Here is a 19,588-nt window from a genome sequence, read left to right as displayed (position 1 = left end):
TCTTCCATGGTTAACCTCATCTGTTTTTTTATAACTGCTGAGTTTACCCTGTTTTCTTGCCTTTTCTATTCTCCTTTAATCCAGAATTCGCGTTATGACGGTCTGCGGCGGTATGACGGTTCGCGGTGGCATGACGATAACCTCGTCATCCCGCTGCTTGTTAGAGGATGAGATACCGCGAATGAATCGCGGTGTGACGGTTCGCGGCAGTATAGTGATTCGTCATCCCGCTACGTGTTAGCGGATGAGATACCGCGGCGGTATGACGTAGAGTCAGCGTTAGCTATAACACAACACTTTTATACTCACCAAATCAGTTTGCTTGCTTACAAGCAAACTTTCCTGGATCCAAGTAGTCAAGCTACTCGGATGACACCATTATAGAGTGAACCAGTGTCAGCTACTTGAGTGACACCCTTTCTAGCAGAAACTGCTCCTCAAATCACAACGTTCGTACAGTTGCGTTTTAGATTAGGCACTGATGCATTACTTCCAATACCTTCTTACCAATCACTGCAGGGGTTTCAGCAATTGCAATCCCGGCACTCCGCATAACTTCTAGTTTTGCACCAGCACTTCCACCGCTGGAAGAGATGATTGCTCCAGCGTGTCCCATACATCTTCCTGGAGGTGCTGTTTGACCTGCTACAAAACCAACGATTGGCTTTTTAGTCTTTTCTGTTTTCACAAAATGTGATACATCTTCTTCTTCGTTTCCACCTATTTCACCAATAACTACAATACCATGAGTATCGTCATCTTTTAAAAAGAGCTCCATACAGTCGACAAATGTCATACCATGAACTGGATCTCCCCCAATCCCGATACATGTGGATTGACCAAGACCAACAGCGGTTGTTTGTGCTACTGCTTCGTAAGTTAAAGTTCCAGAGCGAGACATAATTCCTATGTGTCCACGCTTATGGATATGGCCAGGCATAATTCCTATTTTGCACTCTTCAGGCGTAATAATTCCCGGACAGTTGGGACCAACCAATCGACTTTTTGAATCAACAAGCGCGCGCTTAACTTTCACCATATCAAGTATAGGAATGCCCTCTGTAATACAAACTATCAATTCTATTTTTGCATCTATTGCTTCAAGTATTGCAGCAGCAGCAAATTTAGCAGGTACATATATAACTGTAGCATTTGCACCGGTTTTTTCTTTGGCTTCTGCTACAGTATTAAAAACCGGTAAATTAAGGTGAGTGCTACCACCCTTTCCAGGAGTTACACCGCCAACCATTTTCGTCCCGTAGTCAATAGCTTGCTCTGAATGAAACGTACCTTGTGCACCAGTAAAACCCTGGCATATTAATCTTGTATCTTTATTTACTAAAACGGACATGCTTTATTTTACCTCTTTTACTATCTTTTGCGCAGCATCACCCAGTTCATCTGCAGCAATAATATTTAATCCTGACTCTTCTAAGATTTTTTTTCCTTCTTCAAAATTAGTACCTGATAATCTAACCACTAGAGGAACTTTAATGCTCATTTCTTTTGCAGCCGCAACAATTCCACTTGAGATAATATCGCAACGCATTATACCACCAAATATATTAACCAAAATTCCTCTTACGTTGCTATCAGACAATATGATTTTAAATGCTTCAGTTACAGTTTCTTTACTCGCTCCACCACCAACATCCAAAAAGTTAGCAGGCTCTGCTCCGTAGTATTTTATTATATCCATTGTTGCCATAGCAAGACCTGCACCATTTACCATGCAACCAATACTGCCATCCATTTTTATGTAACTGAGCCCATACTTTGAAGCCTCTATCTCTTCTTTCACTTCTTCATCATAATCACGAAGTTCCATAATTTCTGGGTGACGATATAAAGCATTGTCATCGAAATTAATTTTCGCATCGAGCGCAATAAAATCTCCAGAACTTGTTTCAACCAGTGGATTAATTTCAATTTGGCTCGCATCAGTTGCAATAAACGCATCATATATATTTTTTGCAACATTTGTTATTTTTTCTATTTGTTCTGGACTCAAATGAAAACTGCTGCTTAACTTGCTGCTATCAAAACTTGTAGCAGAATCAATATCAAATTTCACAATTTTTGCGGGAGAATTTTTCGCCACTTCTTCAATGTCCATTCCACCTTCTGAGGAAAATATGAATATTGGCCTACTGAGCTTCGGGTCGATTACCAGGCTTAAATAATACTCTTTCTTAATGCTTGAGCCTTCTTCAACGTACACTTTTCTTACTTGCTGCCCGCTTGGCCCTGTTTGATGAGTAACTAAAGTCATACCAATCATGTCCTTTACAAACTGTTGAGCTTCTTCAGCTGACTTTGCTAGCTTTACGCCACCGGCTTTACCCCTACCACCTGCATGAATTTGAGCTTTAACTACAAACACGTCAGATTTTAATTGACTTACTTGAGTCTTTACTTCTTCCGCAGATGTAGCAACAAAACCTTTTGGCACTGGGACATTAAATTTATGCAAAACTTCTTTCGCTTGATATTCGTGAATATTCATAAAATAACCAATGATAAACTATTAACTTGAGTACAAACTACCAACCATAACGCTGCCTTCTGCACTCTTGTTGGTACCTCTTTTTTTTAGCTTCAGCTTTCTTTTTGGCTCTTTTTTCTGATTTTTTTTCATGATATTGTTTTTTCATTTTCAACCTTCTTCCTTCCTTTTGAATTGTTTTTTTCAATACTGGAAGAGCTCTGTCTACATCACCATAATGGACTGATACTTCTATCAAACTCTATACCTCCTTCGGTAATCATTTCAAAATCTATTTATAAATTAGAAAATTAACATTGTCAATTATTTTATAAACTTGAGCGTTAAAATGTAATATGCCATAATTTACATGGTGAATAATGTCATTCCAGTGTCAGCTACTTGCTTACTGATGGAGATTGCTCTTATGTTACAGCGTTCTTACAATTATACTAACATCGGGGCGGAGAGATTTGAACTCCCGACCCTTTGGTCCCAAACCAAATGCGCTACCAGGCTGCGCTACGCCCCGACTTCTTTACTCAGAGTATCAATAACTCAGGCAAAATGCAAGATTCATTTGTTTACTTTAGAAAAAATATAATATGAGATTTAATATTATCTTAGAATATGTTTTTTATTAGCTCCTCTTTAACAACAGACTGCTTTGTAGAAAGTCTACAGGGTTTTTGTGCGCGCAACACTGAACCAGATTTCTTTATGACCCAAACCTTAGCCATATTTAAAAATCTAGCTACACCAATTGGTGAAAGTGAGTGCAGCAACTACAGCAGTATCGACCCTTAAAATTCTTTTTCCTAGACTCAATTTTTGACAAAACTTATCGGCAAGATCAAGTTCATAAGATGAAAAACCACCTTCAGGGCCAACAATAATAGCAACATTTTTTTTGCCTTTCAGCACTTTATCAGCTTTACCTGTTTCATCACATAAAACAAAATTTTTACTCTGGGAATCAGGTAACTCACAAAAGTTAATAACGCGAATTCTGGATTAATAGATGAGGTTAACCATGGAAGATATAACAAACTGTTTTGTTTGGTCGATGATTTTTGCAGAGATATAGAGAAAAATTTTGCAGGTAAACTACTGCCAAATGGTAAAAAACCCACAAGAACAACGGAAATTGAGCACTCCGAAATCATGACAATAATCCTGCTATATCAACAATCTCCGTGTAAAAATTTCAAAACTTTCTATCTACATTACCTAACGTTGCTCTACAAATCAGAGTTTCCAAAGTTGCCTTCATATACCAGGTTTGTTGCTCTAAAGCCTAGGGTTTTGTGGCATTTAGCAATGTTGTTGCATTGGCTTTGTGGACAGTCAGAAAACACTGGAATTTCATATATAGACACAACTCCCATTGCAGTTTGTCATGCAAAAAGAATATCCAAAACAAAGTTTTTGCTGGAATTGCAAAATTAAGCAAGAGTACTTACGGCTGGTTTTTTGGTTTCAAATTACATATGGTAATCAATGAAAATGGTGAAATTCATTCACTTACGCTAACAAAAGGCAATGTTGATGATAGGATACCTGTGCCAAATCTGACGGAAAAATTAACCGGCCTTTTGTTTGGTGACAAAGGTTATATTGCAAAAGAGCTTTTTCAGAAGCTGTTTGACCGAGGTTTGAAACTTGTTACCAAGGTGAAAAAAGGTATGAAAAATGCATTGATTTCGCTAAATGAGAAGATTTTACTGAGAAAAAGGTCTATCATTGAGACTGTTTTTGGTTACCTAAAAAATAGACTAGAAATTGAACACACTCGCCATAGATCCCCTGTTAATTTTTTGGTTCATATCTTTTCTACTCTCATTTCCTATTCCATCAAATCCAAAAAGCCTTCTATTTCCTATACTTTCTTCCTTCCTTAATCCAGAATTCGCGTTAAAAAGATTGACAATTATATGCACCAAAATTACGACTTTATCACTGTAAATATAGTTGCCGCCCTGCATTTTTGGACTATTTTCATACCAATTTTCGATAGCTTCATCGATGTAACGAAAAATATTTCCCCTTTTTTCAAGGAATTTGTTATATTCGTTTTGGTTACTGACTTTCATTTTCTGTGGCATATTTTTTCTTCAACAGTTAAATGGTTATTTATAATGAATTTTGTCAGTAGCCACCAGATTTTTTCGTTGCTATGCAACAAAGCCATCCCAGTGTCTGGGCACTGGGATGACATCAGACAAACAGTCGTACACATGCTAGTCAAAATAGGTACCAGAGGAAGCAGCCTTGCAGTTGCCCAGGCTTTGGAAGCAAAACAAAAGTTGCTGGACTCTTTTCCTAACTTATTTATTGAAATTGTTAAGATAAAAACTTCTGGAGATAAGTATGCAAACGCAAATCTTGCTGAAATAGGGGGCAAAGGATTATTCATTAAAGAAATTGAGACTGAATTGCTCGAAAATAATATAGATATGGCAGTTCATTCGCTAAAGGATGTGCCTGCGTTTTTCTCAGGGGGTTTAACAATTCCTTGTGTTTTAGAAAGGCTAAGTCCATGCGATGCGTTTATTTCTCATAAATACAATAGCCTTGAGTCTTTGCCACAACAGGCTACTATTGCCACTTCTTCAATAAGAAGAAAAGTTCAGTTACTAAATTTTAGACCAGATTTAAATATAGTACCGTTACGTGGAAATGTAACAACCAGATTGCAAAATCAAAGTTTTGATGGAATAATTTTAGCTGAAGCTGGACTCATAAGATTAGAAAAGCATCACTTAATTACAGAGGTATTGCTACCAAAAGTTATGTTAAGTGCAGTGGGACAGGGAGCGATTTGTATTCAATGTAGGAGGAATGATGTAAAAATTATCGATCTTTTAGAGAAAATTAATAATAATATGTCTTTTATAAGAGTGAAATCAGAGCGCAGTTTTATGAAGACAGTGAATGGTTCATGTTTTACACCACTTGCAGCTTTGGCTGAATATGTGAACGAAAATATGCTACACCTTCGTTGTATGTTGGCAGATGGAAAAAATATATACTTCACTGAGCGCACTTCATTTATAGAAGATGCGGAGAAAATGGGTATGGATGCAGGGTTAGAGTTGAAATCAAAATGCTTATAAGCTTACCTAAAGTACGTGGAATCTATCGTTATGACATCTTAATGTCTAAAGCAACGTGGTTAAATGTCGGTGGACGAGCTGATATATTATTTAAACCACGTGATATTGAAGATTTAACATGCTTGATTAAAAACACTGAGTTGCCAATTAACGTTATCGGTGCAACATCCAACATAATAGTGCGAGATAGTGGCATTCGAGGAATAACAGTAAAATTAGGTAAGGAGTTTGCATATATTAAAAGTAAGGGTAACAACTCTATTGTTGCAGGTGGTGCTGCGCTGCTCAGGAACCTTGCTTACTTTGCAGGAGAGCAACAAATTAGTGGACTCGAGTTTCTAGTTGGAATTCCAGGAACAGTTGGTGGCGGAATAGAAATGAATGCAGGTGCATATGGTAGTGATATCGCAAGTGTTGTACAATCCATAAAAGCAGTGAATCTAGAGGATGGAAACCTATATGAGTTCTCCAGCAAAGAAATGGGGTATTTTTATCGTGGACATGGCCTAAAAGGGAATTGGATTTTTGTTGAAGCTGAGTTTAAAGGAGTAAACTCAGAGTATGAGCTTATATTGCAAAGGTTAAAGGAAATTATCGATAAAAAAAACAAAAGCCAGCCAACGAGAGGAAAAACTGCTGGGTGCATATTCAAAAATCCAAAAAACTACCGAGCATGGGAGTTAATTGATAAATCTGGCTGCCTAGGGTTAAATATTGGTGGAGCTAGAATCTCTAAGAAACATTGTAACTTCTTGCTCAATTACAATAATGCAACTGCATCTGACTTGGAAAACCTTGGCAACAGAGTAAAAGACGCAGTGAAGGATAAATTTAATGTTGAACTTGAGTGGGAGATAAGGGTTTTGGGTAGCTATTAGACAGTTTTTATAGCTTCTGTATATTCGTTCAGGAAACGGCAAATAAGGTAGACAAGTAATCTAAAAATAATCATAGAGAAAACGTGAGGTAATGTGGTTAATCTTGTAGAACTTTGCAAGAATCTATAGCTAAAGTGACTTAGGTTCTCTAATTGCACGGGAATGTTTAAAAAACCATACGCGTCAAGTTAAGGGAAAGTAGCATAAGGAAAAAGAAAAGTGGTAAAAATTATTTTAGATATTAAGCAATAAATCTAGTAATTTATAGACTCTTCTAAAAGAATTATCTTATTTTAGATCAAAATTTCCAAAAAAATAAATGTAACAAACAAGTTTAAATGGTGCTATATTGGGCCTTAACTTGACGCGTATGGTTTATTTAACACTCCCATTTTCTGTGAAAGACAGATATAGAAAAACAAGAGTATCCACCTTAAGTTCATTGAATTTTCTTACCCTTGTTTCTTAACTTGACGCGTATGGTTTATTTAACACTCCCCTTTCTAATAGTAATTTTTGCGTCAAAACGCTCCTCAAACGCGAATTCTGGATTAAAGGAGAATAGAAAAGGCAAGAAAACAGGGTAAACTCAGCAGTTATAAAAAAACAGATGAGGTTAACCATGGAAGATATAACAAACTGTTTTGTTTGGTCGATGATTTTTGCAGAGATATAGAGAAAAATTTTGCAGGTAAACTACTGCCAAATGGTAAAAAACCCACAAGAACAACGGAAATTGAGCACTCCGAAATCATGACAATAATCCTGCTATATCAACAATCTCCGTGTAAAAATTTCAAAACTTTCTATCTACATTACCTAACGTTGCTCTACAAATCAGAGTTTCCAAAGTTGCCTTCATATACCAGGTTTGTTGCTCTAAAGCCTAGGGTTTTGTGGCATTTAGCAATGTTGTTGCATTGGCTTTGTGGACAGTCAGAAAACACTGGAATTTCATATATAGACACAACTCCCATTGCAGTTTGTCATGCAAAAAGAATATCCAAAACAAAGTTTTTGCTGGAATTGCAAAATTAAGCAAGAGTACTTACGGCTGGTTTTTTGGTTTCAAATTACATATGGTAATCAATGAAAATGGTGAAATTCATTCACTTACGCTAACAAAAGGCAATGTTGATGATAGGATACCTGTGCCAAATCTGACGGAAAAATTAACCGGCCTTTTGTTTGGTGACAAAGGTTATATTGCAAAAGAGCTTTTTCAGAAGCTGTTTGACCGAGGTTTGAAACTTGTTACCAAGGTGAAAAAAGGTATGAAAAATGCATTGATTTCGCTAAATGAGAAGATTTTACTGAGAAAAAGGTCTATCATTGAGACTGTTTTTGGTTACCTAAAAAATAGACTAGAAATTGAACACACTCGCCATAGATCCCCTGTTAATTTTTTGGTTCATATCTTTTCTACTCTCATTTCCTATTCCATCAAATCCAAAAAGCCTTCTATTTCCTATACTTTCTTCCTTCCTTAATCCAGAATTCGCGTTCATAGTGCTATTAATGTAGCAAGCACAATAAGCGGAGAAAATGCTACTCCTAATACTATTCCAGTAGAAGCTATTCCAATTTTTTTGTTTGCAGATGCTGATTCAAAATAATTGACTAGATCATCCAGCGGGCCTTTATTATTATTTATAACATTACCTATTGCTTGATCATTGACATGCTTTAGCGCATCTTCTATTACTTCTAAGTTGGTTTTTTCAAAAGTTGGACTTTTAAGTGCTTCTTCAATGAATTTTATAAATAATTCTTTGTTGACCTCCTTTTGCAAGCCTTGGTCATTAATCGCTAAATCTAAATTATTAAAATTCATTTTTTCAACTTGTTCTGATAGGGTTGTAAATAACTTCCCTTTTTCTTCCTGTTGGGATTGTGCAATGCTTTCTATTATATCTGAAACAGCTTTTCTTAGTTCTGGGTAGTCAGTGTCAAAAAACGTACTGTTTGTAGGTGCCATATTCAGCTTTATTAACTACGGATATGCCTAATTATACATACTAATTATTAATTATATTATAATAAATATGAGATAATTAATATAGTTACCCCTTTCCAAATATATAATTTGTATTAAAATATCTAGATTATATGAAATCAAGGTACTTTATGGGTGAAAAAAAATTAAAAGCTGCTGTGGTTTTATCAGGGTGTGGTCACCTTGACGGTGCAGAGGTAAGAGAAGCGGTTTTAAGTCTGCTTGTGCTTGATCAGCAGGATGTGGATGTTAAATGCTTTGCACCTGATATCAATATCACACAAGTTATGAATCATAAAACAAAGGAGGCAGTGAAAGAAAAAAGGAATGTACTTGTAGAAGCAGCAAGAATCGCAAGAGGCGAAATATATGACTTAAAAGAAGCCAAAGCTGAAAATTTTGACATGCTAGTTGTACCTGGTGGATACGGAGTTGCAAAAAATTTATCTGACTTAGCTGAAAATAAAGGCATGGTGACAGTAATGCCTGAATTTGAAAGATTAGTTTCAGAATTCTTTGTTACAAAAAAGCCAATAGGAGCGATATGCATATCTCCAGCTATCATTGTTTCAATTTTAAGTAGTAAGATAGGTAAAGAAGAAAGTAAGGTTAAGGTAACTATAGGAGATGACAAAGAACAGTTGATAGAAAAGCTTGGCGGCGAACACATAAAGTGCGATACAGGGTTATCAATAGAAGACGAAGAGTATAATGTATTTTCCTGTTCTGCTTATATGCGTAGTGACGAAAGTACATACTCTGTATATCAAGGGATAAAGCATATGATTGACAGCATGGTAAAAAGATTAACAAAAAAACTAAACAGCCATTCCTCTAAGATGTAGTAATTTAGACTTCCTTACACAATTAACTGTTGAATTTTACATTCCTAGCTGTATTATGGTCATATAGCTAAAGTGATCTAGGTTTACTGACGATTACTTGTTAGCGGCGTGGCGTAGGGCTGCACTAGCTATATATATTTAGCTCTTTTTTTATAAACGCAAGGTATTTTATATGTTAGACCTTTTCTATATTGAAACTACGTGTTGTGTGGACGGTCAGTGTGATGTCTATACAGGGGAAGTGAGTTTTAATGATGTCATGTTAGGCAAGTTCAGTCTAAATTCGTACAGCGGGAAAGAAGCTATGATAAATCTAGACGTTATTACATTCGATATTAATATCGCTATTGATGGTCAAAATGGAAAGACAATAAAAAGAGATCTTAAAGGTCTTGAATTTGTAACTAAAGATGATGGTTCTTGGTATATTAATAAGGATTTTGGTAATGATAAATTTGAAATTACAGTAAAGCAATCATAATTTTACATCTCAGGTGTAACATTTAGTATAGGTGCTATTCTATTTATAATGTTCTTTACTATAGGCGCAGCAATTATTCCCCCGGTATGGTGTATCCCTTGAGGTTCATCAATAGCAATTAGCACTATATACCTTGGGTCAAGCATGGTTAGCACTCCTATAAATGACGCTATGTTTGCATCTTTGCTATATTTACCATCTACAACTTTTTCCGCCGATCCAGTCTTTCCCCCTATTGAATATGCCTTTATTTTTGCTTTCCTGCCAGTGCCATCTGTTACTGCTGCGCGTAATAATTTTCTCATTTCCCTGGAAGTTCTTCTTGAGATAATTTGCTCTCCTATACTTCTTTTATTCAACATCAAGGTTGCGTTATGAAATATCCCATTGTTGATTAATGCTGCTGCAGTTTGTGCAAGATGTATAGGAGTTACAGCTATGCCATAACCATAAGATGCTGTTATTAAAGTGTTTTCACTCCATTTATCTGGGATTATCGGTGTAGATTTTTCTGGTATTTCTATTTTCAAAGGAGAAAATAGCTTCATAGCTTTAAAGTATTCTACTTGTTTTTCAATACCTAATTTGACTGCAATTTTTGCTGCACCAATGTTGGATGATTTTACAAATATATCTTGCACAGTAATTTTTGGAATTTTAGATTTGTGAAAATCCTGAATTTTATACTTTCCAATGGTGATTGGTGTTGATACGTCATATAAATCGCTAGTTTTTGTAACGTTTGCATCAAGTGCTGCGGCTATTGTAAAGTATTTTAATACCGACCCCATCTCATACACCCCAAGACTGGCGCGATTAAACTTTTGTACGTCTTCTGCCTTATTCTGTAGGTTGGGGTTAAAATCAGGTAGACTGATCATCGAGATGACTTCACTATTTCTCACATTTAAAACAATTCCTACTCCGCCGAGTGCCTGATATCTGCTTACAGCTTTAGTTAGCTCTTCATGCACTATGCTTTGCACTCGTGTATCTAAGGATAGTTGAACATATTGATCAGCAGAGCGTGACCATCCCTGTTGGATGACAGAAGATTGTGCAGAAACTTGGTCTGGTGTCATTCCAGTGCACTGACACTGGAATCCAGTTTTATGCGCAATTTCATCACTAACATTGGTTTTGACATATGTTTCTGGAATCCGTTGTTCATCACGTAATTTGTCAGTATTTTTATCCAGTGTCACGCACTGGATCTGTTGTGTGGGGGATTGCTGTGCAGAAGATGATGCCACCTGCTGTGCAGGGGATTGTTGTGCAGGAATTGCTTTCAAGTTGCAATATTCGTACAACTGTATATCAGCTACTTGGATGACGGAAAGTTGCGTAAGGAATCTATTTTTTATGTACGCCTCAACTCCTGCAATACCGTTGCCATCTATGTCAGTGTAACCAAGCACGTGTGAAAATAAATTACTGTGAGGATATATACGTTTTACATCGTTATAGAAGTTTATTCCTGGCACGCCGGCATTTTTTATTGCTAACAGTTCTTTTGGAGTCAAGTGCCGCTTTATCCAAGCAAATTTCTTTTCTGAAGTAAGTATTCTATATAAGTTCTCGTATTCGAGGTCATGCAAAGTAGAACACAGTTGTGCTGCTATACTTTCCGGATTCTTTACTTTGGTTGCATCTGTATATAGTGATGTTGTGGGCACATTTGTTGCTATTACCACTCCATTTCTATCTAAAATATCAGGTTGTTTATGTACTATATTATCTTTTCTAAAATTTTCTGAAGTAGTAGGTTGATCAAATGTTAAAGAGAATATGCAAAAAATAATTATTATATAAAATATAAATAATGGTACTATAAAACACAGTGAGCGGAGCTTATTTTTAAGTAATGCTTGCATATTTACTTGATTTGACAAAAATGGAAATCATCTTAGCTGAGCCGCGAGGTTTTTGTGCCGGGGTAAAAAGAGCTGTGGACATATTAGCTATTACTTTAGAAAAATACAAAAACAAGTGCCAAGTTTATGTGCTACACGAAATTGTTCACAATAAATATATAGTAGAGGACTTTAAGAGACAAGGAGTGGTTTTTGTGAACAGTATCGAGGAAATTGAAGATAATGGAGGAATACTGATCTTCAGCGCGCACGGAGTGTCAAAAAATATAGAAGATGAGGCAAAAAGAAAGGGTATTCAAGTGATTGATGCAACATGTCCTTTAGTCAGCAAAGTGCATAAAGAGGCAAAAAGGTATGAAAACAGTGGTAAAGAATTAATTCTCATTGGGCATGAAAACCATCCAGAAGTTAAGGGAATTAGAGGAAGAGTAAATAATCCTATCATTTTAGTGCAAACTGTGCAGGACGTACACAATTTAAAAGTTAAAGATCCAGATAATTTGTCTTATGTTACACAAACTACGTTAAGCATCGACGATACCCGTGACATTATTGCTGCCCTGAAATTAAGGTTTCCAGGCATAACAGGTCCAGATTTAAAGGACATATGCTATGCAACGCAAAACAGACAAAATGCTGTTAAAAAGCTAGCTGAAATTGTAGACATGGTATTAGTTGTAGGAAGTAAAAATAGCTCAAATTCAAATCGCTTATTAGATCTATGCACTGCCAGAGGAAAAAGAGCCTACTTGATTGATAATTACAGCTGTGTGAATAAAAGCTGGTTTCAGGGCGTAGAAAAGATAGGAATCACTGCAGGTGCTTCCGCTCCTGACATATTAGTTGATGAATTAATAGACTACCTAAAAGTAAGTATGAATGTAGAAGTTTCAGTTATGCCAGATGGTATTATTGAAAATGTTCAGTTTAAAATACCGAATCTGGTTTAAAACACAACTTATCTACTAAGCTTCTCTTGAAATCACACAAATCAGTATCTATAGCTAAGACGTCATACCGCGATTCATTAGACTTCTTGCATAAGCTTATAACAAACTTTTATTGGGAATAGAAACGAAAAAACTTACTTGACAAACTCCGCCAGCGCCCTTATCATGAAACTGAAGGTATTCAGTTATCTTCATCTGTGCAGATTAAACAGCAAAAAAACAACGTGGTTGGCGTCTTATTTTTAATTTTTTGCACTATGTGCACCTTATGTCTTCACAATATCTGGGTTTTTACCTATATAAGCTGAAACGCGCTTATAAGTCGTTTAAGACAGTATAGTACGCCAATTTGAAGGATTAGAGAGTCAACACTAATTACCACGGGATTTCTTTTGCCTTTTTTTTCGTTTGGTAAATTTCTTAACGTTTATAGCTAAACGACAATCGTCATCCCGCTGCTTGTTAGCGGGATCTAGAGATACCGTGACGGTATGACGAGGGTAGAACAGTTAGCGGCTGAGATACCGCGAATGAATCGCGGTATGACGTAGGACTGCTGTCATTCCAGTACTCCTTTTTTTGTCATCCCAGTGCGTGACACTGGGATGGCTTTGTTGCATAGCAACCGAAAAAATCTGGTGGCTACTGACAAAATTCATTATAAATAACCATTTAACTGTTGAAGAAAAAATATGCCACAGAAAATGAAAGTCAGTAACCAAAACGGGTATAACAAATTCCTTGAAAAAAGGGGAAATATTTTTCGTTACATTGATGAAGCTATCGAAAATTGGTATGAAAATAGTCCAAAAATGCAGGGCGGCAACTATATTTACAGTGATAAAGTCGTAATTTTGGTGCATATAATTGTCAATCTTTTTAGAATTGGTTTAAGACAAACGGTGGGGTTTATAAAAGGATATCTGCAACAAATAGGAAAAAATTTGGCAGTTATCAGCTATTCACAAGCATCAAGAAGGTTTAAAAAACTTAATATTAAGATAAATGATTGCAGGGTTGATAAAAGCAACATGGAAAATATTGAAATTATCATAGATAGCACAAGTATCAGCATTTACAGTAACACTCCTGGCCACAGTAAGGAAAACAGTGCAGATAGAAAGTACCGAAGCTACGAGCAAGTAAGAAAGTTACATGTTATGTTAAGTGTAAATAGTAAAAAAGCTATAGCTGCAAGATACAGTAATGGCTTCTACTCTGACCACTATGGAGCTTGCGATTTGCTTGAAGAAGTTAATTTTCAGCACAAAATAAAAGCATTATATGCAGATAGGGCATACGATAGGCACAAACTTTATAAATTGTGTAAGAAATACGATATAAAGACAAAAGTTCTACCAAAAAAGGATGCAGCAGAACATTCAAAAATAGATTATATGTCTGACAGAAATGCTGCTATTAGGTTAATAAAATTATATGGACAAGATGGTGTAAAAGAGTGGAAAAAGAAAGCAATTTATGGAAAGAGATCTTACATAGAAGGATTTTTCTCAAGGTTGAAGCAAGTATTTGGATTTAGCTTTAGGAATAAATCTGAAGTAAATCGTGAAAAAGAATTACTAATTAAGTGCTATTTGCTCAACAAATTCACTGATATTGGTATGGCTAAATTTGAAATCATTACATAAATTTGTCGTAAACCATCACTGCTTAAGGTGCTATGCAACAAAGCCATCCCAGTGTCACGCACTGGGATGACATCATCATAAAGGAACCAGTGTCAGCTACTTGAATGACATCATAGGTGCGCTGGCCTGACAATCGTCATCCCGCTGCTTGTTAGCGGGATCTATGCTAAAGGAGATACTTGGATAACAAGAAATAGGCACTGGAATTGCAAAGAGTTTGCAAATATTAGTTATTACCTGTAGGATATAGAGAAATTAGTAAGGATTTTAATAGGAATAATATGCCATCTGTTACTTTTATTTTACCTGATGGGAGTAAGAAAAGCTATGAAGCTGCAGAGGGAGAAACTCTGCTCAATTTAGCCCACAGAAGTGATCCAGATCTGCTTGAAGGTGCATGTGAAGGTTCTCTTGCTTGCTCTACATGCCATGTAATTGTTGATCCAAAGTTTTATAATGCTGTAGAAATACATAACCCTATATCTGATGAGGAAAATGATATGTTAGATCTGGCTTTTGGCTTAACAGAGACATCAAGACTAGGGTGCCAAATTAAAATAACAAAAGATATTGATGGTTTGTGTGTTAATATACCAAGAGGTACAAGAAATATATCGCTGGATAAACAAGGGAGTGATTAGCTATGCGTAAGGTTTTTATCTATATTATCGTCTCTTTATGCTTGTTTGTTCCAACAGCATATAGCGGTTTCTGGTATCTTTCTGCATGGAAGACAAAAAATCTTTTAGCTGAAACAATATCCTACATCAATGACGAAAAATTTGACATCTCATATGATTTTAGCGGATTTCCTTTTAATCTAATCTTCCACGTGACAAACCCAAAATTTTCCAATGAGCAATTGAGTATTTCATCTAAAGCTCTACTGGTGAAAAACAGATTATTTGATAAATCAGTATATATTTATACACCAAGTAATGAAGTTGATATTACTGTTCATGGTGATGAGAAAAAGAATATAAAATGCCACACAAACGATAGCAGCCACTTTGTTGTTAGACTAAACGATTTACCATCTTCATTGCGATTCAACAGCGTGATAGACTATATAGATACACTTCGTTACGAAGATTATGGATTAAAATGTGATGTTTCAGAAAATCAGCAAAGTGTTATAACTGAAGTGAATGATAAAAGTAATTACATTCAATTTCACCTCGATAAAGAACCGAGTGGAAATACTAAACTAGGATTTGATTTGTATACTTATCGGTATAAAAATACTGCAAGTCCTGAAAGTTACCTTAGTATCGACACTAAATTTGATTATGAATTTGTAAACGACATCTCAGCTTCCAGAATTAATTTCAACATAGAGAAACTTTTAATTCAAAGTAATAATTTTTCTCTTGCTGCAGATGGTGGAGTGCAAAATTATAATTTGGTTACGTCTTCATTTAAAGACAAAATCAACGTGGCCATATCAAATTATAAAGAATTAATCTCGTTTATGATTGGTGACTCAAAAACTTCAGATGTGTTTGAAAAATTAATGTCTTCCTTATCAGAAAAAACAACTGATAATGGCATTCAATTTTCAATAAAGTACGATGATGATGTAGGGTCAAGCTTTATTGGAAAGTTATCCATCACTGATTTCATGAACCAACTCAGTAAAATAATCCAATTAACCAAGAATGAGAATAGTAATTAGCTTACTTTTCATATTGATATTCCACTCAGGCGTAAACGCTTTTACTCTGGATAATAAACTCAGAGATAAAAGCATGGAAAAACGAGCAACCAGTTTATTTGAAATAATAAGGTGTCCAATATGTTCTGGCGAATCATTGTCTGAATCTGGATCTCAGATTGCGTATGATATGCGAGAAGCAATTCGTAAAAAAATCAATGATGGATACACTGATGAAGAGATAATCTCAGAGTTAAAAAATTCTTACGGTAATTCAATTATAATCGTACCACCTGTAAAATCTAGCACTTACATTTTGTGGTTTATTCCACTTACAACTCTGCTTATTGGGTGTTTTTTAATACAAAGATACATCAATACAACCACTTAAACCTTTTATATATAGCTAAAGTAACTTAGGTTCACCAACAATCGTCATCCCGCTACGTGTTAGCGGCTAAGAGATACCGCGGCGGTATGACGTAGGAACGCGAATTCTGGATTAAGGAAGGAAGAAAGTATAGGAAATAGAAGGCTTTTTGGATTTGATGGAATAGGAAATGAGAGTAGAAAAGATATGAACCAAAAAATTAACAGGGGATCTATGGCGAGTGTGTTCAATTTCTAGTCTATTTTTTAGGTAACCAAAAACAGTCTCAATGATAGACCTTTTTCTCAGTAAAATCTTCTCATTTAGCGAAATCAATGCATTTTTCATACCTTTTTTCACCTTGGTAACAAGTTTCAAACCTCGGTCAAACAGCTTCTGAAAAAGCTCTTTTGCAATATAACCTTTGTCACCAAACAAAAGGCCGGTTAATTTTTCCGTCAGATTTGGCACAGGTATCCTATCATCAACATTGCCTTTTGTTAGCGTAAGTGAATGAATTTCACCATTTTCATTGATTACCATATGTAATTTGAAACCAAAAAACCAGCCGTAAGTACTCTTGCTTAATTTTGCAATTCCAGCAAAAACTTTGTTTTGGATATTCTTTTTGCATGACAAACTGCAATGGGAGTTGTGTCTATATATGAAATTCCAGTGTTTTCTGACTGTCCACAAAGCCAATGCAACAACATTGCTAAATGCCACAAAACCCTAGGCTTTAGAGCAACAAACCTGGTATATGAAGGCAACTTTGGAAACTCTGATTTGTAGAGCAACGTTAGGTAATGTAGATAGAAAGTTTTGAAATTTTTACACGGAGATTGTTGATATAGCAGGATTATTGTCATGATTTCGGAGTGCTCAATTTCCGTTGTTCTTGTGGGTTTTTTACCATTTGGCAGTAGTTTACCTGCAAAATTTTTCTCTATATCTCTGCAAAAATCATCGACCAAACAAAACAGTTTGTTATATCTTCCATGGTTAACCTCATCTGTTTTTTTATAACTGCTGAGTTTACCCTGTTTTCTTGCCTTTTCTATTCTCCTTTAATCCAGAATTCGCGTTGAAAGTTTTGAATAGGAGACTTGAGGCATAGCTAGTAGCTGCCAGCAAAGCAACAAACCAATATCAACTGTTGGTGTCACCCAAGTAGCTCACAGAAGCGAAAAAGCTGCTTGACACGCTGCCAAAAGTTTGTTATGCAAGAGATCCCATAAATTGGGTGTCATAATAACTACACCCACATTAATTTTGATGTACGTGACCTTGAAAGATCGTAATTCAATACTTAAATTATTAGGATAGTAGGCTAATCATGGAGCTCAAAATGCATAACGTACAAGAAACTGAAAATTTAAAATTTGACGCTGAAGTAGGAAAAGTACTGAATATAGTGATTCATTCACTTTATACTAACAAGGACATTTTTCTGCGTGAGTTAATATCAAATGCATCGGATGCATGTGATAAGTTGCGTTATGAATCTCAACTAAATCCTAATTTGCTAGATTTGAGTGACGAATTAAAAATCACTATCAGCTCCAATAAAGATAAGAACGAGCTATATATCACTGATAATGGTATCGGAATGAACAGACAAGATTTAATAGACAACCTTGGTACAATTGCAAGCTCTGGTACGCAAAAGTTCTTAGATGCGATTAAAAATAGCAAAGATTCAAGCCAAGCTGTGGAGCTGATTGGGAAGTTTGGTGTTGGTTTTTACTCAAGCTTTATGGTTGCATCGGAGGTAATAGTAGAATCAAGAAAAGCTGGAGAAGAAGAATCTTGGGTCTGGCAATCCAAAGGAAATGGGGAATATTCAATAAGTAAATCAGATAATCAAGTCCCTCGCGGAACCAAAATTACGCTCATTATGCGCCCTGAAGAGAATGAGTTTTTAGACAAGTTTCGTGTTGAAAACATTGTCACTACTTATTCAGATCACATAAACTTTCCTGTTGAATTTATAGACGAAGAAGGAAAAAGTGAAAAGTTAAACAGTAAGGCTGCAATTTGGACTAAGCCAAAAAATGACGTTACTCAAGAGGAGCACAATGATTTTTTCCGCAGTGTTGCGCATGTTGGTGGTGAACCTTGGATGATATTGCATAATAAAAATGAAGGTGCAATAGAATATACGAATTTGCTTTATGTTCCTTCCATTAAACCTTTTGATTTATTCCATCCAGATAGACGTTGCTCTGTTAAGTTATATGTAAATAAAGTATTTATCACTGAAGATAATGTACAGATCATACCGCAGTATTTACGTTTCTTGAAAGGTATTGTTGATTCACCGGACCTGCCTCTTAATATCAGCAGAGAAACACTGCAGAACAATCGTGTTATTGAGCAAATCAGGAAATCCCTCACTAAACGCGCGATATCAGAGCTTGGTAAAAAGGCAAAAGAGAATTTAGAAGAATACACAAAATTCTGGACCAATTTTGGTGCAGTTTTAAAGGAAGGTCTTTGCGAAGCTATGCCAACTGATGAGAGAGAGGCACTGCTCTCGATTTGCAGATTTCATAGCACTGGTGATGAGAAATTAGTCAGCATTGATGACTATATAAGCAGAATGAAGCCTGAGCAGGAGCATATCTATTATCTCACCGGAAATAGCCTCGATTCAGTGAAAAACAGTCCACAACTTGAGGGGTTTGTCAGTAAAGGACTAGAAGTGCTCCTATTTGTTGATCCAGTTGATGACTTTTGGACTAGTGTAATTCATGAATACAAAGATCAGAAAATCAAGTCTGTGACCCGCGCTGATGTTGATTTGGAAAAATTCTCTTCAGAAGAAGATAAGAAAGATCAAGAAAATAAATCGAATAAAGAAAAAACTGAGGAAAATGCAGATTCTATACTGCAATATTTCACCAAAGTTCTTGGCAATTCAGTGAAAAGCGTAAAAATTTCCAAAAAGCTAACCGGTAGTCCCGTATGCCTGGCGGTTGACGAAGGTGCTGTGGATCTTCGCATGGAGCGTTTTTTACGCGAACAAAAGCAGCTAAATTACCGCACGCCAAAGGTGCTGGAAATTAACACTAAACATCCTGTAATAAAAAGCATAATGAAATCTCACGCTGAAAGTGGTGAAACCCCAACATTGGAGGACATGGTTCACTTATTGTTTTACCAAGCTTGCATCGTGGAAGGCGAAGAGATGGATGACGCGAGCAGCTTTGCTAAGAGACTGAATAATTTGCTTGGCAAGATTTCTGTTTAATGATATACTTAGCTTAGCTGCTAGTTAGGAGGTAAAA

18 protein-coding genes, 1 tRNA gene and 4 pseudogenes are annotated in these 19,588 nt (G+C 36.0%); 13 read left to right on the top strand and 10 right to left on the bottom strand.

All coding sequences use genetic code 11. The annotated features are described in order from the left end of the window. Window positions 1-6: 6 nt before the first annotated feature. Window positions 7-171 (top strand): hypothetical protein, encoded by a 165-nt coding sequence (locus AAGD95_RS02625; protein WP_341818761.1) that lies wholly within the window; start codon window positions 7-9, stop codon window positions 169-171. A gap of 295 nt (window positions 172-466) precedes the next feature. Here the strand turns inward: AAGD95_RS02625 and sucD are convergent, their stop codons facing one another. From sucD to AAGD95_RS02600, 5 genes and pseudogenes are all read right to left on the bottom strand, one after another. Continuing rightward, window positions 467-1,351 (bottom strand): succinate--CoA ligase subunit alpha, encoded by an 885-nt coding sequence (gene sucD / locus AAGD95_RS02620; RefSeq protein WP_341818760.1) that lies wholly within the window; start codon window positions 1,349-1,351, stop codon window positions 467-469. Between the two features lie 3 nt (window positions 1,352-1,354). Further along, a complete protein-coding gene (gene sucC, locus AAGD95_RS02615; RefSeq protein WP_341818759.1) occupies window positions 1,355-2,506 on the bottom strand; it encodes an ADP-forming succinate--CoA ligase subunit beta in 1,152 nt (383 codons plus the stop codon). A 37-nt stretch (window positions 2,507-2,543) separates the two neighbouring features. After that, window positions 2,544-2,744, bottom strand: coding sequence for a 30S ribosomal protein S21 (gene rpsU, locus AAGD95_RS02610; protein WP_341818758.1), 201 nt, complete (start codon window positions 2,742-2,744; stop codon window positions 2,544-2,546). Between the two features lie 199 nt (window positions 2,745-2,943). Next, window positions 2,944-3,017 (bottom strand) — tRNA-Pro (locus AAGD95_RS02605). 218 nt (window positions 3,018-3,235) lie between these two features. Further along, window positions 3,236-3,484 (bottom strand): annotated as a pseudogene (locus tag AAGD95_RS02600) (RsmE family RNA methyltransferase); the annotation flags it as partial. A gap of 18 nt (window positions 3,485-3,502) precedes the next feature. On the opposite strand from AAGD95_RS02600, the pseudogene AAGD95_RS02595 reads away from it, so the two are divergent. Continuing rightward, a pseudogene (locus AAGD95_RS02595) lies at window positions 3,503-4,380 on the top strand (IS982 family transposase); the annotation flags it as partial. Here AAGD95_RS02595 and AAGD95_RS02590 read toward each other — a convergent pair. Next, entirely contained in the window at window positions 4,261-4,590 is a 330-nt protein-coding gene (locus tag AAGD95_RS02590; protein ID WP_341818757.1) for a transposase, read from the bottom strand. The pseudogene AAGD95_RS02595 and the gene AAGD95_RS02590 sit on opposite strands and share 120 nt — an antisense overlap. Before the next feature lie 132 nt (window positions 4,591-4,722). On the opposite strand from AAGD95_RS02590, the gene hemC reads away from it, so the two are divergent. Next, window positions 4,723-5,601, top strand: coding sequence for a hydroxymethylbilane synthase (gene hemC, locus AAGD95_RS02585; RefSeq protein WP_341818811.1), 879 nt, complete (start codon window positions 4,723-4,725; stop codon window positions 5,599-5,601). Beyond that, window positions 5,592-6,479 (top strand): UDP-N-acetylmuramate dehydrogenase, encoded by an 888-nt coding sequence (gene murB, locus AAGD95_RS02580; RefSeq protein WP_265034451.1) that lies wholly within the window; start codon window positions 5,592-5,594, stop codon window positions 6,477-6,479. The genes hemC and murB overlap by 10 nt, the downstream gene beginning before the upstream one ends. A gap of 465 nt (window positions 6,480-6,944) precedes the next feature. Here the strand turns inward: murB and AAGD95_RS02575 are convergent, their stop codons facing one another. Beyond that, window positions 6,945-7,103, bottom strand: coding sequence for a hypothetical protein (locus tag AAGD95_RS02575; RefSeq protein WP_341818756.1), 159 nt, complete (start codon window positions 7,101-7,103; stop codon window positions 6,945-6,947). A gap of 15 nt (window positions 7,104-7,118) precedes the next feature. On the opposite strand from AAGD95_RS02575, the pseudogene AAGD95_RS02570 reads away from it, so the two are divergent. Continuing rightward, window positions 7,119-7,969: pseudogene (locus tag AAGD95_RS02570) on the top strand (IS982 family transposase). 14 nt (window positions 7,970-7,983) lie between these two features. Here the strand turns inward: AAGD95_RS02570 and AAGD95_RS02565 are convergent. Beyond that, the gene (locus tag AAGD95_RS02565; RefSeq protein ID WP_341818755.1) at window positions 7,984-8,457 is read right to left on the bottom strand and encodes a hypothetical protein; all 474 of its coding nucleotides are present in this window, start codon (window positions 8,455-8,457) and stop codon (window positions 7,984-7,986) included. A 149-nt stretch (window positions 8,458-8,606) separates the two neighbouring features. On the opposite strand from AAGD95_RS02565, the gene elbB reads away from it, so the two are divergent. Continuing rightward, on the top strand, window positions 8,607-9,320 hold the full coding sequence (elbB, locus tag AAGD95_RS02560) for an isoprenoid biosynthesis glyoxalase ElbB (RefSeq protein WP_341818754.1): 714 nt from the start codon (window positions 8,607-8,609) through the stop codon (window positions 9,318-9,320). Between the two features lie 172 nt (window positions 9,321-9,492). Then, window positions 9,493-9,801 carry a hypothetical protein gene (locus AAGD95_RS02555; protein WP_341818753.1) on the top strand — a complete coding sequence of 103 codons (309 nt, stop codon included), beginning with the start codon at window positions 9,493-9,495 and terminating at the stop codon, window positions 9,799-9,801. A 2-nt stretch (window positions 9,802-9,803) separates the two neighbouring features. Here AAGD95_RS02555 and AAGD95_RS02550 read toward each other — a convergent pair whose 3' ends face one another. Then, window positions 9,804-11,675: a penicillin-binding protein 2 gene (locus AAGD95_RS02550; protein ID WP_341818752.1), complete on the bottom strand. Its 1,872-nt coding sequence runs from the start codon at window positions 11,673-11,675 to the stop codon at window positions 9,804-9,806. A gap of 20 nt (window positions 11,676-11,695) precedes the next feature. Between AAGD95_RS02550 and ispH the strand changes: the two genes are divergently transcribed. The 5 genes from ispH (at window position 11,696) to AAGD95_RS02525 (ending at window position 16,319) form a co-directional block, all read left to right on the top strand. Beyond that, a complete protein-coding gene (gene ispH, locus AAGD95_RS02545; RefSeq protein WP_341818810.1) occupies window positions 11,696-12,625 on the top strand; it encodes a 4-hydroxy-3-methylbut-2-enyl diphosphate reductase in 930 nt (309 codons plus the stop codon). A gap of 692 nt (window positions 12,626-13,317) precedes the next feature. Further along, window positions 13,318-14,274: an IS5 family transposase gene (locus AAGD95_RS02540; RefSeq protein ID WP_341818751.1), complete on the top strand. Its 957-nt coding sequence runs from the start codon at window positions 13,318-13,320 to the stop codon at window positions 14,272-14,274. A gap of 281 nt (window positions 14,275-14,555) precedes the next feature. Then, window positions 14,556-14,915 (top strand): ferredoxin family 2Fe-2S iron-sulfur cluster binding protein, encoded by a 360-nt coding sequence (locus AAGD95_RS02535; RefSeq protein WP_341818750.1) that lies wholly within the window; start codon window positions 14,556-14,558, stop codon window positions 14,913-14,915. Window positions 14,916-14,917: 2 nt separating this feature from the next. Then, entirely contained in the window at window positions 14,918-15,949 is a 1,032-nt protein-coding gene (locus AAGD95_RS02530) for a hypothetical protein (RefSeq protein WP_341818749.1), read from the top strand. Next, window positions 15,933-16,319: a cytochrome c-type biogenesis protein gene (locus tag AAGD95_RS02525; protein ID WP_341818748.1), complete on the top strand. Its 387-nt coding sequence runs from the start codon at window positions 15,933-15,935 to the stop codon at window positions 16,317-16,319. Before AAGD95_RS02530 ends, AAGD95_RS02525 begins: the two co-directional genes overlap by 17 nt. Window positions 16,320-16,430: 111 nt before the next feature. Here the strand turns inward: AAGD95_RS02525 and AAGD95_RS02520 are convergent. After that, window positions 16,431-17,281 (bottom strand): annotated as a pseudogene (locus AAGD95_RS02520) (IS982 family transposase). 365 nt (window positions 17,282-17,646) lie between these two features. Here AAGD95_RS02520 and htpG point away from each other — a divergent pair. After that, entirely contained in the window at window positions 17,647-19,551 is a 1,905-nt protein-coding gene (gene htpG, locus AAGD95_RS02515) for a molecular chaperone HtpG (RefSeq protein ID WP_341818809.1), read from the top strand. The last annotated feature ends 37 nt before the right edge of the window (window positions 19,552-19,588 follow it).

Source organism: Wolbachia endosymbiont (group B) of Ennomos erosarius (assembly GCF_964026905.1).
Taxonomy (GTDB): domain Bacteria; phylum Pseudomonadota; class Alphaproteobacteria; order Rickettsiales; family Anaplasmataceae; genus Wolbachia.
Note: the sequence above shows the minus strand (reverse complement) of the source record. Positions and strands in the feature narration are given on the sequence as shown.

What these genes read in the sequence shown, in the direction of transcription:
- AAGD95_RS02625 (WP_341818761.1), top strand. Translation starts at nt 7, where the DNA reads ATGGTTAACCTCATCTGTTTTTTTATAACTGCTGAGTTTACCCTGTTT.
- sucD (WP_341818760.1), bottom strand. Translation starts at nt 1,351, where the DNA reads ATGTCCGTTTTAGTAAATAAAGATACAAGATTAATATGCCAGGGTTTT.
- sucC (WP_341818759.1), bottom strand. Translation starts at nt 2,506, where the DNA reads ATGAATATTCACGAATATCAAGCGAAAGAAGTTTTGCATAAATTTAAT.
- AAGD95_RS02590 (WP_341818757.1), bottom strand. Translation starts at nt 4,590, where the DNA reads ATGCCACAGAAAATGAAAGTCAGTAACCAAAACGAATATAACAAATTC.
- hemC (WP_341818811.1), top strand. Translation starts at nt 4,723, where the DNA reads ATGCTAGTCAAAATAGGTACCAGAGGAAGCAGCCTTGCAGTTGCCCAG.
- murB (WP_265034451.1), top strand. Translation starts at nt 5,592, where the DNA reads ATGCTTATAAGCTTACCTAAAGTACGTGGAATCTATCGTTATGACATC.
- AAGD95_RS02575 (WP_341818756.1), bottom strand. Translation starts at nt 7,103, where the DNA reads ATGGTTAACCTCATCTGTTTTTTTATAACTGCTGAGTTTACCCTGTTT.
- AAGD95_RS02565 (WP_341818755.1), bottom strand. Translation starts at nt 8,457, where the DNA reads ATGGCACCTACAAACAGTACGTTTTTTGACACTGACTACCCAGAACTA.
- elbB (WP_341818754.1), top strand. Translation starts at nt 8,607, where the DNA reads ATGGGTGAAAAAAAATTAAAAGCTGCTGTGGTTTTATCAGGGTGTGGT.
- AAGD95_RS02555 (WP_341818753.1), top strand. Translation starts at nt 9,493, where the DNA reads ATGTTAGACCTTTTCTATATTGAAACTACGTGTTGTGTGGACGGTCAG.
- AAGD95_RS02550 (WP_341818752.1), bottom strand. Translation starts at nt 11,675, where the DNA reads ATGCAAGCATTACTTAAAAATAAGCTCCGCTCACTGTGTTTTATAGTA.
- ispH (WP_341818810.1), top strand. Translation starts at nt 11,696, where the DNA reads ATGGAAATCATCTTAGCTGAGCCGCGAGGTTTTTGTGCCGGGGTAAAA.
- AAGD95_RS02540 (WP_341818751.1), top strand. Translation starts at nt 13,318, where the DNA reads ATGCCACAGAAAATGAAAGTCAGTAACCAAAACGGGTATAACAAATTC.
- AAGD95_RS02535 (WP_341818750.1), top strand. Translation starts at nt 14,556, where the DNA reads ATGCCATCTGTTACTTTTATTTTACCTGATGGGAGTAAGAAAAGCTAT.
- AAGD95_RS02530 (WP_341818749.1), top strand. Translation starts at nt 14,918, where the DNA reads ATGCGTAAGGTTTTTATCTATATTATCGTCTCTTTATGCTTGTTTGTT.
- AAGD95_RS02525 (WP_341818748.1), top strand. Translation starts at nt 15,933, where the DNA reads ATGAGAATAGTAATTAGCTTACTTTTCATATTGATATTCCACTCAGGC.
- htpG (WP_341818809.1), top strand. Translation starts at nt 17,647, where the DNA reads ATGCATAACGTACAAGAAACTGAAAATTTAAAATTTGACGCTGAAGTA.